12 protein-coding genes are annotated in these 12,809 nt (G+C 55.9%); 6 read left to right on the top strand and 6 right to left on the bottom strand.

Going from position 1 to position 12,809, the window contains the following annotated elements; translation table 11 throughout:
- Together AC6T8Q_RS18045 and AC6T8Q_RS18040 are read right to left on the bottom strand one after the other, a co-directional pair.
- Positions 1–1,404, bottom strand: a complete 1,404-nt coding sequence (locus AC6T8Q_RS18045; protein ID WP_500680408.1) for an ammonium transporter — start codon at positions 1,402–1,404, stop codon at positions 1–3.
- A gap of 197 nt (positions 1,405–1,601) precedes the next feature.
- On the bottom strand, positions 1,602–2,153 hold the full coding sequence (locus AC6T8Q_RS18040; RefSeq protein WP_500680407.1) for a cob(I)yrinic acid a,c-diamide adenosyltransferase: 552 nt from the start codon (positions 2,151–2,153) through the stop codon (positions 1,602–1,604).
- A gap of 305 nt (positions 2,154–2,458) precedes the next feature.
- Here AC6T8Q_RS18040 and AC6T8Q_RS18035 point away from each other — a divergent pair, with 305 nt between their 5' ends.
- Both AC6T8Q_RS18035 and AC6T8Q_RS18030 read left to right on the top strand, forming a co-directional pair.
- Complete coding sequence (locus tag AC6T8Q_RS18035) at positions 2,459–4,264, top strand: efflux RND transporter periplasmic adaptor subunit (protein WP_500680406.1); 1,806 nt, start codon at positions 2,459–2,461, stop codon at positions 4,262–4,264.
- 123 nt (positions 4,265–4,387) lie between these two features.
- Complete coding sequence (locus AC6T8Q_RS18030; protein WP_500680405.1) at positions 4,388–5,731, top strand: prenyltransferase/squalene oxidase repeat-containing protein; 1,344 nt, start codon at positions 4,388–4,390, stop codon at positions 5,729–5,731.
- Between the two features lie 15 nt (positions 5,732–5,746).
- Here the strand turns inward: AC6T8Q_RS18030 and AC6T8Q_RS18025 are convergent, their stop codons facing one another.
- Positions 5,747–7,042, bottom strand: coding sequence for a tetratricopeptide repeat protein (locus AC6T8Q_RS18025; RefSeq protein WP_500680404.1), 1,296 nt, complete (start codon positions 7,040–7,042; stop codon positions 5,747–5,749).
- Between AC6T8Q_RS18025 and AC6T8Q_RS18020 the strand changes: the two genes are divergently transcribed.
- A complete protein-coding gene (locus AC6T8Q_RS18020) occupies positions 7,041–7,235 on the top strand; it encodes a hypothetical protein (RefSeq protein WP_500680403.1) in 195 nt (64 codons plus the stop codon). The genes AC6T8Q_RS18025 and AC6T8Q_RS18020 overlap by 2 nt on opposite strands.
- Before the next feature lie 38 nt (positions 7,236–7,273).
- Here AC6T8Q_RS18020 and AC6T8Q_RS18015 read toward each other — a convergent pair whose 3' ends face one another.
- The 3 genes from AC6T8Q_RS18015 to AC6T8Q_RS18005 form a co-directional block, all read right to left on the bottom strand.
- A complete protein-coding gene (locus AC6T8Q_RS18015) occupies positions 7,274–8,689 on the bottom strand; it encodes a class II fumarate hydratase (RefSeq protein ID WP_500680402.1) in 1,416 nt (471 codons plus the stop codon).
- A 62-nt stretch (positions 8,690–8,751) separates the two neighbouring features.
- The gene (locus AC6T8Q_RS18010) at positions 8,752–9,129 is read right to left on the bottom strand and encodes a cupin domain-containing protein (protein ID WP_500680401.1); all 378 of its coding nucleotides are present in this window, start codon (positions 9,127–9,129) and stop codon (positions 8,752–8,754) included.
- An 85-nt stretch (positions 9,130–9,214) separates the two neighbouring features.
- Positions 9,215–10,153: a mechanosensitive ion channel family protein gene (locus AC6T8Q_RS18005; RefSeq protein ID WP_500680400.1), complete on the bottom strand. Its 939-nt coding sequence runs from the start codon at positions 10,151–10,153 to the stop codon at positions 9,215–9,217.
- Positions 10,154–10,316: 163 nt separating this feature from the next.
- Between AC6T8Q_RS18005 and scpB the strand changes: the two genes are divergently transcribed.
- The 3 genes from scpB to AC6T8Q_RS17990 all read left to right on the top strand — a co-directional run bounded on the left by scpB (position 10,317) and on the right by AC6T8Q_RS17990 (position 12,684).
- On the top strand, positions 10,317–11,018 hold the full coding sequence (gene scpB / locus AC6T8Q_RS18000) for an SMC-Scp complex subunit ScpB (RefSeq protein ID WP_500680399.1): 702 nt from the start codon (positions 10,317–10,319) through the stop codon (positions 11,016–11,018).
- A 234-nt stretch (positions 11,019–11,252) separates the two neighbouring features.
- Complete coding sequence (gene rpe / locus AC6T8Q_RS17995; RefSeq protein WP_500680398.1) at positions 11,253–11,942, top strand: ribulose-phosphate 3-epimerase; 690 nt, start codon at positions 11,253–11,255, stop codon at positions 11,940–11,942.
- Positions 11,943–11,982: 40 nt separating this feature from the next.
- Positions 11,983–12,684, top strand: a complete 702-nt coding sequence (locus tag AC6T8Q_RS17990; protein WP_500680397.1) for a histidine phosphatase family protein — start codon at positions 11,983–11,985, stop codon at positions 12,682–12,684.
- Positions 12,685–12,809 lie beyond the last annotated feature (125 nt).

Here is a 12,809-nt window from a genome sequence, read left to right as displayed (position 1 = left end):
CTAGAAGAAAATGTAACCTTCTTCGCCATGGTCGGTAATATCGAGGCCGCGAGTTTCGCCCTCGGGGCTGATACGCAGGCCCATGGCGATGTCGATCACCTTAAGAATAATAAGCGTGGCGACAATACTGAACACAATCGTAACGGCCACGGCGGCAATCTGGCCCACGAAAACCTGGCTACCCCCTTCGATCAATCCCAAGGGATTTCCGCCATCGATATTCCAGCAGGCCCGCGTGGCGAAGACGCCCGTGAGGATCGCCCCCAGAGTGCCACCCACGCCATGGACGCCGAAGGCGTCGAGCGAATCATCATAGCCGAAGGCAGGCTTAAGCTTTCCGCAGGCGAGGGCACAGACGATGCCTGCGACAAAACCCATGAGCAAGGCGGGCATGGGATTCACAAAACCCGCTGCGGGAGTAATGCATACCAAACCAGCGACGGCACCCGACGCAGCACCCAACACGCTGGGCTTGCCGTTGTGAAACCATTCGTAAATCGACCAACCAAGTACACCCGCCGCCGCCGAGAAGTGGGTCACCACGAACGCGCTGCTGGCGAGGTGGTCGCTCAAGAGTTCACTACCGGCGTTGAAGCCGAACCACCCGACCCACAACATGCCCGCACCAAGTACGGTGTAGGTAAGATTATGAGGGCGCATGTCTTCGCTGCCGAAGCCTTTGCGCTTGCCGATGACCAGCGCGCACATGAGGGCTGAAATGCCTGAACTGATATGCACGACGGTACCCCCGGCGAAGTCGAGCGCGCCGCCGGCAATGGCGTGCGGTGAATTGAACGCCAGGATGCCACCGTCCCAAACCCAGTGGCAAAGCGGGCAGTAAACCAGCGTGCCCCACAAGATGCTGAACACGACCATCGCGCTGAATTTCATCCGCTCGGCAAACGCACCGCAGATGAGCGCGGGGGTGATGATAAAGAACATTCCCTGGAACACCATGTGGCAATACAGCGGGAGCGGCGTATCGAGATAAAACAGCTCGACGGGGGATTCGGTGTCGGCATCCCAGGTGCGTTGCACGTTGTTCATGAAGAGATACTCACCGTTGCCGACGTAAGCTCCGTCGCCGCCGAAAGACAGACTGTAACCGTAAAGGGCCCAAATGATGGTCATGAGTCCCATCAAAAAGACGCACTGCATCATCACGCTGAGCACGTTTTTCTTGCGAACCAAACCGCCGTAGAACATGGCCAGGCCAGGGGCCGTCATGAAGAGCACTAAGGCACTGGAAGTGAGCATCCAAGCCGTGTTGCCAGCGATCGCGGCGGCTTGCGCCTTTTCGTCGACGGATTCCAGCGTAAGCTCCTGCGCTGACAAGGTGCTACTGAAAACGGATGCAAGAAGAAGGGTCAGGACAAAACATCCGCCGGGCCATACTCGGTGCATATCACCTCTCCAATTCAATAAGGAACTTGTTAGCCGAGCCACCCATGTTCGCCGCTGAACAGCAAGCAGCATTGTTACACGATGCGAGGCCAAGCCAGCAGTCCGATTCTCAACGGACAGGGTTTGGCAGAATGGTAGGATATGAAGCCTCTTGGTTGCAGTAAAGTAGGCAGCGTAGAGAATTAGGATTTGCGATGCTAAACCGTGGTTGTCTTTTGCCACAGAACGTCGGCATGGCCCAGTTCTTGATTCACCGCGCGGGCCATGACGAAGAGCAGATCGCCTACGCGATTGAGATAGTGGATCACTAATTCTCGCACGGGAGACGTTTGAGCGAGAGCGACCACACGACGTTCCGCGCGGCGGCAAATGCAGCGGGCCAAGTGCAACGCGGCAGCGGCGGGAGTGCCGCCGGGAAGAATGAACGTTTGCAGCGCGGGGAGCGGTGCTTCCAATTCATCAATCCAGCTTTCGACGCGGGCGACGTCGGCTTCTTGCAAATAAGCAGTGCCATGCTCGTCGGCTTGGGGAGTGGCCAGCTCGGCTCCGATGTCGAACATGCGATTTTGCAGCAACGCGAGAATTGCATCGCAAGTCACCGGCAAGCCCACGGTACGGACGACGCCCAGCTGGGCGTTTAGTTCGTCGACCACGCCAAAGGCGTCGATCCGCAAGTCGCATTTCGCGACACGTCCCCCGCCGTAAAGACCTGTGGAGCCGTCATCGCCAGTGCGGGTGTAGATTTTCATGGGAGTGAGCCGTGGAGGATTGTGACGATTATGGATTTTATGCGGGTGATGATTGAATGTGTCTCTCCAAACATCGTGCCTTCACGCAACTGTCGGCCAGTGATTGGTGCAGGGAGAGGGGTGTTCCGTGTGATTTTCCTGCTGCAAGTAGGTTTTAGCGGGTGTGAGAGCTAGAATCTAGCGACCGTAAATTTTTCCTAACTTGCCGGAACGGGTGAATTCGTCCATTGTGAAATGATGAGCGATTCATGCCGCCTCAACTAATTTTGCGGAATAAGTCCGCGTCTCGCCGCAAGGAGCCCTCCATGTCTGTGTTGAATCGTTGCCCGCTAGTGTTGATGGGCGCGACACTTGTCTGTTTGGCCATGTTGTGGGCGCCGCTGGTGGCTCGGGATGCAAATTTGGTTTCGACGACCGCGGTAGCTGCTGCGGATAAGCCGGATCAGGAACCTGATCCGGCTGATGAGGCAGAGGATTCCGACATAGACGACGACAAGAAGTCCGACGACTCAAAGAGCAAGGACGAAAAGAAGTCGGCCGACGCGCATGATGCCGACGACAAGGAGGCTGATGACGAAGACGCTGAGAAAAAAGACAAGAAACCAGCCAAAGAAGAAGCCGGCGACAAGAAAGATAAAGCATCAAAATCAGAAAAAGCTGACGCCAAGGAGAAGGCCGAGTCGACCGAGAAGGATGAAGAGAAATCAGAGGCCGAGGAGAAGCCGAAGGCGAAACCCTTCACGGTCAAGAAGAAGCCGCTGAAGATTGAGCAAAAACTCGACGGAGTCTTTGTCGCGGAGGATATGGAAGAAGTCGCGTTGCGGCCGGATACTTGGGCCCGCTATGTGGTCAAGGAAGCGGTCGAGCATGGCACGGAAGTTAAGAAGGGTGACGTGCTCGTGCGATTCGACGACGAGCAAATTGAAGAAAAGCTTGCCGATGAAACGATCGATCAGCGACTAAGTGAATTGGCACTCATGCAGGCGGAGGAACAAGCGCCGCGGACCGAGAAGCTGTTAAAGCTCGCCTACGAAGCGGCGAAGCGGTCTCACGATCAGCTGGTTGAAGACCACAAATATTATCTGGATACGGACCGCCCGTTTGCCGAGCGGATTGCCAAGTATCGCTACGAGTCGTCGAAGGAAGATCTCGCTTCGCAAGAAGAAGAACTCGAACAGCTCAAAAAGATGTACGAGGCCGACGAGATCACCGAAGAGACGGAAGAGATCGTTTTGCGTCGGCAAGAATTTGAAGTCTCGACTGCCAAGCTGATGTTGGAGCTTCAAGAAGCGAATCGCGATTACACACTCAACGTGTCGTTGCCGCGGAACGATTTGTTCTACACGACGGCTTTGAACGAGGCGAAACTCGCGCTGGAACAAGCCAAAACGGCGATGGAACTGGGAACCACGCAAGGCAAGTACGATCTCGAAAAGAAGCGGGCTGCGCGATCCAAGAGTTTGCAAGCCAATGCGAAATTGCTGAAAGATCGCGATCTGATGGTGATCAAAGCACCGACTGACGGCACGGTTTACTATGGCCGCTGCGTGAGCGGGCAGTGGGCCGAGATCGGCTCGATGATGGCGAAGCTTGTGCCGTATAGCATGATCCCGCCTAATACGGTGTTGATGACAATCGTCAAGCAAAGGCCGCTCTATGTTGTCACAAACATTGGCGAAAAGGACTTGCCGGAATTTAAGACGGGGATGAAAGCCACGACGACTCCCACGGCGGATACCGACGATGAACTGGCAGCCAAGGTGACCAAGCTGGCGGGAATTCCTGGGGGCGGCAAGAAGTTTGAAATGCGGCTCGATCTGGATAAGGAAGATTTGCCCGATTGGCTTGTGGCGGGGATGAGTTGCAGCGTGGAAGTGACTACCTACGACAAGAAAGATGCCCTGATGGTGCCAGCGGATCTGATCAATACCGATGAGGACGATGATAAGATCAAGTATGTGATGCTCTTCAAGGGAGACGACCGTGAGCCGGTTCGCCGTGAGGTGAAAATTGGTAAGACGAAGGATAAAGAGGTTGAAATTCTATCTGGATTGAAGGTTGGGGATAAAATTGTCAAGGAAGATAAGAAAAAGGATGAAGAGGACGAATGAGGTCGTTCTCAAGTACAGATAAGATTTTTTAACCACGCCATAAAAATTGTGTTGGCTCGAAATACACGAATGGTTTTGTTGCCGGAACTCGCGTTGCTCGGTCCGGCCTACGTTTGAGATTCCATGTTCAGCTATCTCCAGAATTTGTCAGTGCGGTTTTTGTTTGCGCTGATGGTGTGGAGTTTCTGTGCGTCGCTTGGTCTGGCGAGTGAAGATGACGTGGCGAGCGTTGCCACTGATGAAAAGCCTGTCTATCCGTTGTCGATTGAAGGGCCGAAGCCGCAGCCGACGGAGTCACCGAGTCGGGCTGAGATCAAAGAGTCGATCAAGCGAGGCGTCGATTTTCTGATCGAAACACAACTCAAATCAGGGGCGTGGGGGCGTTCGGAGAACGGCAAGTATTACAAGATTTGGGCGCCCGTGCCGGGCGCTCATCATGCTTATCGGATGGGGACAACGGCACTAGCGATTGAAGCCCTGGTGGCCGCGAGCCCTTTGTTTGATGGCAAAGAACACGAAAAGATCGAAGCGGCCATTGATCGCTCGCAGGATTGGTTGTTGGGTGAAGGGGGCGACCTGCGGCGGAGCGCCCCGGATATGTACGACGATTACTTTGGACACGCGCTCTACAATGTGTGGGGGCATGCCTACGGCGTTCAGACGGCCGTCGCATTATATGATCGAGCTGAAGGCAATACCGAGTTGCAAGCCCGGTTACGCAAGTTCATTGAATACCACATTCGCCGCTTGGAGCAGGATTCGTTCATTAATGGCGGCTGGGGATATTACGATGATCCTTTCACCGACAAGTACGGCAACGCGGTACAGCCGCGGCGAGCCAAACAGCAGCGGCCTACGGGGAGTTCAATTAGCTTCACCACGGCGACCGTGTTGATTGCCCTCAAAAAAGCGGAAGGTTTGGGCTTTAAGATCCCCGAATCGCTCACAAAGCCGGCCGTTGACTCGATTTTGCGGCAGCGTTACCCCGACTTTGCTTACGCCTACGGCGAGTATTTGAAATACGCGCCGCGGATGGATATCAATCGCCCGGCGGGGAGTTTAGGCCGTTCGCAGGTTTGTAATCTGGCGCTGCGAATGTACGGCGACAAAATGGTGACCGACGAAGTCATCGAAACATGGCTCGACCGGCTGATCGTGCGAAATGGTTGGCTCAGTATGAGCCGTAAACGTAACTACCCGGCGCAGTCGCCACACTTCGCGGATTTTGGCGTGGCGGGTTATTTTTATTACTACGGCCACTATTACGCGGCGATGTGCATCGACGAGCTTCCCGGCGAGCAGCGAGCGTTTTATCAGGATCACTTGGCCAAAATTCTGATGCCGTTGCAAGAAAAAGATGGCAGTTGGTGGGACTACATTTTGTACGATTATCACCAGCAGTACGGCACGGCGATGGCCGTGTCGGCGCTCGTTCGCTGTCTGCACGACGATTTGCCCGTGAAATAGTCGCGGGAGCGATTACTATTCGGCGTCGATCTCTTCGACATCGATTTCTTCATAGACCGCTTGTGAAATGTCGGCGACGGGTTGCGTGCGGAAGGGCTGGCCCTCTTCGTAAAGTTTCACACGGGCCACGTATTCAGCACGAACTGTGGAGGGTGCCAATTCGATCGCTTCTTCGAGCGTGGCGATGGCTTCGTCGAATTCGCCGGCACTCGCCAAGGCCGCCGCGAGAGTGTCGAGGGCAACGTGGCGTTCGCCGTATTCACATTCCAAGGCTTGCTTGGCACCGAGAATGGCATTTTCCGGATCGCGGAATTGTTCGTCGGGGCACGTAGCCAACAGCCAAGCTCCATTTCGATAAGCATGACCAAAGCTTGGTTTGACTTCGATGGCCATCGCATAGCTGGCCAAGGCGTCGGCATACTGACCCATGTCGGAAAGCAGATCCCCACGGCTGCAGAGGATGCCTGGATTCTCGGGATCGAGCTTCGCGGCGGCGGTGAAGTGCTCGAGGGCTTCATCCCAGCGACCACCGGAGTGGCAAACACGCGCGAGGCCCAAGCGAGCTGAGGCGAGCTTGCCATCCAACTTGCAAGCGGATTGATAATCTTTTTCGGCGCTTTCCAGATCACCAGCTTGCACGAACAGGGTCGCGCGGTTGGTATAGGCCTTCGCAAATTTAGGGTTGGTCTTGATTACTGTGTTGAAGTCGTCGAACGCTTCGGCGAATTTTCCCGACTCAGCAAACGAGACGCCCCGATTGTGGAGGGCGCGCCAGTTGTTGGGATCAAAATTCAGAGCTTCTTCGAAATCAGAGTCCGCGAGTTCCGAGTTGCCAGCGTCCGCATAAACTTGCCCCCGGCGATTGAGCGACCACGAAATCAACGTAGTGGCAAACTGTTTGTTCTCGCCCTTGATGTTCAAACGAAGCGCGGCGATGCACTTGTCGATGACTTCGGTCAGTTCGGTTTCGGTTTTGGCCGTGGTCGAAGCTGTGTGGGCTTCGATCAGTAGCTGCCCCGCTTCGTCGAGCTGAGGAGCCTCGGCGACGTGGCGGACAATATTCTTGGATGGCGTGTTCTTGCGTGCCGCATTGCGCTGGGGAGCAGATTTGGTTTGGGTCTGTTTTCTTATTGGCGTGGGCTGCTCGTCAATCACGACAAACGAGCCACTGCCAGCATTCACGGCCGGTGGGGCATTGTTGGTATCCTCAACAAAGACGACCGAACCGCTGTCGGCGGCCCTGAGGCTCGACGAGCACAGGAGCCCAATGCCAAGGAGATAGACGAGTCGGCGAGCAAACGAAACTTCCATGATCTTCGATCCGCAAGCGAGACTTTGCAGGATAAACAATACACGCGGCGGAGAGATTTCCCGCCTCGGTCGTTGTATCGTCCGCGCCGGCAAAGTTGCTGCAATCGAACAAGCTAAAACGATTGGAAAAGTTTTGCCAATTCCCCCAATGTGTGTGCTGGCAGTACATGCGGTGCAAGCACCGGCGCACTGAGTTCATAGAGCGCGGCCCAAGCACCGGCGCTAAATAAATTACGCGCTGGGGTGGGTCATCGACATGGGATCGAGCGCTTTGTCGAGTTCTTCCGCGGGGAGAATCTTGCGGTCGAGGCACAACTGGCGAATGGTTGTGTTGAGCTTGAACGCATCTTTGGCCAGCGTGGCGGATTGTTCGTAACCCACCAGCGGTGCGAGCGAAGTCACCATCATTAGCGACTGGTCGATGAGCTCTTTGCAGCGTTCTTCGTTGACTTCCAATCCCGTGAGTAGCTTGTCGACGAAGACGTTCGAAGAATTCGCCAGCAGTTTGACCGACTCAAGAAACGCGTCTATCATCACCGGCATGGCGACGTTCAACTCAAACAGTGAACCGATGCCGCCCAAGCCGGCGGTGGTGACGGTCGTGTCGTTGCCAATCACACGGCACGCGACTTGGATGACCGATTCGCAGATCACCGGGTTGACCTTGCCAGGCATGATCGAGGAACCCGGCTGTGTGGCGGGGAGTGAGAGCTCGAAAATGCTGCACCGCGGACCGGAGCCCAACAAGCGGATGTCGTTGGCGATTTTGTTGAGGGCCACGGCGATAGTTTTTAATTCCCCGTGGGCTTCAACAAACGAATCCTTGGCGGCTTGGGCTTCGGGGTGATTGGCCGCTTCGTGGAATTCGTGGCCGAGTCGTTTGCTGAGCGAAGTGCAAACTTCAGCGGCAAATTTGGGGTGGGTGTTGATGCCCGTGCCGACGGCCGTGCCACCGATGGGCATGTTTTCGAGCAAGCGAGCGAGCGCACGTCCCGCGCGGATTTCGCTGTAGCGGGCTTGGGCCGCGTAGCCGCCGAACACTTGGCCCACGCGGATCGGCGTGGCATCCATCAAGTGCGTGCGACCGATTTTGACGATGTGATCCCAGGCCTTCGCCTTTTCTTCGAGTGCTTCGGCCAAGCGGCCAAGGGCAGGGAGCAGATCGCGCGTGAGGGCGGTCACGCCGGCGATGTGCATCGCGGCGGGGAAGGTGTCGTTCGAGGATTGCCCCATGTTGACGTGATCGTTGGGGTGGACGGCACCTTCTTTACCTTTGGCGCCGACGCCGAAGCCCAGCCGTTCGTTGGCTAGATTGGCGATCACTTCGTTGGCGTTCATGTTGGTCGACGTGCCCGAGCCGGTTTGATAGATGTCGACCGGAAAATGAACGTCGTATTTACCGGCAGCAACATCGTTGGACGCGGCGACGATGGCGTCGCCCCGCTTGGCGTCGAGCTTGCTGAGATTCATGTTGGCTTCGGCACAGGCGGCTTTCAGTTGGCCAAAGGCATGAATCATCGCAGCGGGGACGGGCTCGTGAGCAATCGGAAAATTGTCGACGGCTCGCGCGGTCGAGGCTCCGTAAAGGGCATCAGCGGGAACTTGCATCTCGCCCATCGTGTCACGTTCGGTACGGTATTGGGTCATGATTTTGTGTTCGTTGTCAGTGGTTGGTTGTTAACAAAGCTCGGTCGTCTCGCCCGGGTGAATCAACAAGCGGGCCAATCGCTCACCATGACGGTATCCTCGTCCTCGTAGGCAGGAGCACAACAGCAGAGGAACCGTAATGTCTCGTCGCCGATGTTGGTAATTTGATGCCGTTTGCCGGGAGGAATCGCAATTGCATCGCCAGGGGCCACGCTGTGGATGTCGTTTTCGATCTGCATGCGGCCTCGGCCTGCGAGCAAATAATAAATTTCCTCGCACAGCGGATGATAGTGGGGTGCCGTGCTGGCTCCGATCGGCAGTCGCGCTTCGGCCAAACTTTGGTTCGTGATGCACGAATTGCGGTGAGCCAGCAACTCGCGAATCTCCGACCCGTCTTTGGTCGTAAACGCGGGGACTTCGGCCAAATTAAAAACGTCCACGGAACCTATTCCTGCAACAAGCGGCAAAGTTAGCAGCGGTTTAGGCTACCGCCGATTGTGCAGTCCGACAAGCTACTGGTTATCGCTAAGCCGCGAGCGGCTGTTTGTCGGTTTGGACGAGGTGTACGTCCAGTTGGGGGAACGGAATGCCGATGCCGGCTTGGTCGAGTTCCATTTTTACGGCACGGATGAGGGCCTGCTTGGCCGGGGAATTGTCTTTTTGGGTGGCCCAGACTCGGGCGGTCCAATTGACGGCTGAATCGCCGAGGCCCACGAGCACGACATCCGGGGCCGGATCACGAACGGCTTGGGGAACTTGTGCGAGAGCCCGTTCCAGAGCCCGCCGCGTGGTGTCGAGGTCGGCGTCGTAGGAGACACCCACAGGGACATCGACTCGCCGCAGGCGATGGTAGGTGACGTTTTCGATGACCGAGCCGTTGATCGAGCTGTTCGGAATAATGACGCGCCGACCATCAAAAGTATCGACCTCGGTAGTGAACAGGGCGATCTCCGCGACCGTGCCTTGGTAGTTGCCGCTGGTGATCGTGTCGCCCACTTTGTAGGGACGGAAGATGAGTAGCATCGCCCCGGCGGCGAAGTTGGAAAGTGTTCCTTGAAACGCGAGGCCGATGGCCAAGCCCGCGGCACCGATCAGGGCGGCGAAACTTGTGGTTTCGATGCCGAAGTAACTAAGACACGTCAGCGCCGTGAGAAATAAGATGCCCCAGCGAACGAGCCGTGCGAGAAACAGGGTGAGTGTTTGATCGAACTTGATTCTCGTCAGGGCCTTCTGCACGATCGAGGATGTCCAACTGGAAAGCGTCCAGGCCAGGATCATCAGCACGATGACGAACATTGCTCGCAGGCCGTAATATTCTCCTAGGTGCACCCAATGTTGTTGGTCGAGTTGGCTAAAGTTGAGAGAACGCACTAAACGTAAGGTCTCCGCATGGAGCTTGGCATAGGCTTCAGCCTCGGGACGTGGCACGGGAGCAACAGCTAGCGCAAAGAGATAGTTAGTCATGGAAAGTGCTTGTCGTTCGAATGATCTGGGAGATTGCGGTATCTAGTTCGTGTTTGGGTATTTGTCGAGATCAGCCAGTGTTGAGATTACTAGGGGGCTAGCAGCTAGCAATTGTTTGGGAGCGCTCTTGTGATTGGAGAAACGTGCGGCGTATGATCCGCGCGTGGCTCAAGTACCAAATAATTCGGAAGCTAATGCAGGCGGCGGGCGGTTTTCGCTTCACCGGCTCTCGGCCGCGTTCGCTCGTTTGACGGGGACCGTGGAAACGCCGGAACCAACTGCAGCGGAAGTCACAAGGTCGCATGATGAAGTACAAACCACGACGCTGGCCAACGATCGGCAAATTCTTTCACCGAGAATGATCATTGAAGGAATGCTGTTTGTGGGGCTGGCCGATGGTAAGCCGCTCACGAATCGGTCCATGGCCGCGCATATACGCGATGTCTCGCCGCAGGAAGTCGATGCGCTGGTGACCGAGTTGAATGAAATCTATGAGCAGAATGGCTGCTGCTATCACATCGTCGGGGAAGGGGCCGGTTACCAGATGCAGCTTCGGTCCGAACACGAAATCGTGCGGCAACGATTGAGTGGGCGCAGCAAGCAGGTGAAACTCACGCCGCAAGCGATCGAAGTGTTGTCAGTGGTAGCCTATCGGCAACCAGTAAATGCCGAAGAAGTCACTCGCGCGCGAGGTTCGCGGAGCGATGCGCTGCTGAATCAATTGATTCGCCGGGGACTGTTGCAACTCGAAAGAGTAGGCGAGGCACCGAAACCGGTTTACCGCACGACGGATCGCTTCAATCAGCTGCTCAACATCAAGTCTCCAGCGGAATTGCCGAGAAGCGAAGACCTGGACGATAATTGAGCAGGTCGCAAGTGATTGTGGGACAACGCTTAACGGCGTTCTCCGAGTCCACACCCTAGCGGTGGTCCACAGGACTGCTAGAATTTTGCCCCGTTGCGATCACGATGAAATAATGAGGCCCTACCTATCCTCTCTAGCGTTACAGGCTAAGACTCGCGAATATCATTCCTTGCGAATTCCCGTCGAGCCGGTGGCTCGTCTTCCATGTGCACAGCTCTTTGTCAATCTTCCATTATGTCCCAAGGTTCCAAGTTCGCCGAACTGCGTGCCGACTCGCCGGTTATTTTGCCGTCGATGTTGCTCTGCGACTTTGGACATTTGGAACGCGAGATCCGCGCGGTGGAAGAAGCAGGTGCAAGAGTTTTGCATCTCGACATCATGGATGGCCACTTCGTTCCGAACATCACGTATGGTTTCACGATCGTGGAAGCGTGTCGCAAGCTCACTCCACTTGCGCTGGACGTGCATCTGATGATTTCCAATCCGGAACGCTACGCAGTGCAATTCGTGGAAGCGGGGGCCACGCTCGTTTCGATTCATGCTGAGGCGACTGATAATCCGCGACCCATTTTGGAAGCGATTCGCGCGGCAGGGGGGGCAGCCGGTTTGGCGTTCAATCCTCCCACGCCGGTTTCGGCGGTGGAGCCATTTCTTGATGCGTGCGACTATGTGCTCGCGATGACGGTGATGCCTGGCTACGGCGGGCAAAAGTTCACGGCGAGCGTGATGGATAAGGTACGTCAGTTGCGAGAGTTGCTTCACGACAAAGCAATGATCGAAGTCGATGGCGGAATTAATGATGACACAATAGCTATGGCTGCTGCCGCGGGAGCGGAGATGTTTGTCGTGGGATCGGGGATTTTCAAAACACCCGACTACGCGACAAGCATGACGACGCTGAGGCAGTTGGCCCAGCGAACTTGAGACCCCTAGAGGAGTCGCGATTGAAACGCACTTCGCATCTATGAACAACATTTTGTTAATTCGTGCCGGTAAGACAGACTATGATTGCCAGCACCGCATCCAAGGCACGCTTGATTTGCCATTGAGTGAAGAAGGCTGGCAGAAAGTCGCCGCGCTTGCTGAAGAATTGCATCAGCACGAAGTCGAAGCGATATATTCCGCGCCCGATCAAGCCAGCCAGCAAACGGCCGAATTGGTCTCGGTAAGCCTGCAACAAAAAGTCAAAACCAACAAAGACCTGTATAACCTGGATCTCGGTTTGTGGCAGGGCATGCTGATCGAAGACGTGAAGCAGAAGCAGCCCAAGGTTTACAAGCAGTGGATCGAACATCCTGAGACGGTGTGCCCCCCCGAAGGGGAACCCGTCGCCGCGGCGCAGGAGCGCCTGCAGGGTGCGATTGATAAGCTTTCCAAGAAGCACAAGTCGGGAACCGTGGCCTTGGTACTGGCCGAGCCTTTGGCGAGTTTGCTGTGCAATTTGGTGCGAGAAGACGACCTCGGGAATCTCTGGACCACTTGCTGCAAGTCGCGGCCTGCGTGGGAATTGCTCTCGCACGGCGCTGAGCAGACGGTCGTCCTCAATGGTTCGGCCGATGTGAACGGTGTGGCCCACACCAACGGACATGTCGAGACCAATGGGCACGCCGGGACAAATGGCGAGGCCTATTTGGCTGCGGAGCTTGCCCCGCGTTTGGAAACCTGAGGCTTGGGCGTTTTTCGACCCCTTTCCACCGCAAGCGATGGCGAAATAACGCGGCATGGCTGGCATGTTTCTCCGCTGATATACTAGAGGCGGACGTTTTCTGAACTCTCCTGCTTATGATCACG

Origin of the sequence: Bythopirellula sp. (assembly GCF_041737835.1) — a bacterium.
In the GTDB taxonomy this organism is placed as follows: domain Bacteria; phylum Planctomycetota; class Planctomycetia; order Pirellulales; family Lacipirellulaceae; genus Bythopirellula.
The sequence above is the reverse complement of the archived record's forward strand: the minus strand, read 5'-3'. Positions and strand labels throughout refer to the sequence as shown.

Coding starts and splice junctions, on each gene's coding strand:
- AC6T8Q_RS17990 (WP_500680397.1), top strand. CDS start 11,983: ATGAACAACATTTTGTTAATTCGTGCCGGTAAGACAGACTATGATTGC.
- AC6T8Q_RS18040 (WP_500680407.1), bottom strand. CDS start 2,153: ATGAAAATCTACACCCGCACTGGCGATGACGGCTCCACAGGTCTTTAC.
- AC6T8Q_RS18045 (WP_500680408.1), bottom strand. CDS start 1,404: ATGCACCGAGTATGGCCCGGCGGATGTTTTGTCCTGACCCTTCTTCTT.
- rpe (WP_500680398.1), top strand. CDS start 11,253: ATGTCCCAAGGTTCCAAGTTCGCCGAACTGCGTGCCGACTCGCCGGTT.
- AC6T8Q_RS18020 (WP_500680403.1), top strand. CDS start 7,041: ATGATCTTCGATCCGCAAGCGAGACTTTGCAGGATAAACAATACACGC.
- AC6T8Q_RS18035 (WP_500680406.1), top strand. CDS start 2,459: ATGTCTGTGTTGAATCGTTGCCCGCTAGTGTTGATGGGCGCGACACTT.
- AC6T8Q_RS18015 (WP_500680402.1), bottom strand. CDS start 8,689: ATGACCCAATACCGTACCGAACGTGACACGATGGGCGAGATGCAAGTT.
- AC6T8Q_RS18030 (WP_500680405.1), top strand. CDS start 4,388: ATGTTCAGCTATCTCCAGAATTTGTCAGTGCGGTTTTTGTTTGCGCTG.
- AC6T8Q_RS18025 (WP_500680404.1), bottom strand. CDS start 7,042: ATGGAAGTTTCGTTTGCTCGCCGACTCGTCTATCTCCTTGGCATTGGG.
- AC6T8Q_RS18005 (WP_500680400.1), bottom strand. CDS start 10,153: ATGACTAACTATCTCTTTGCGCTAGCTGTTGCTCCCGTGCCACGTCCC.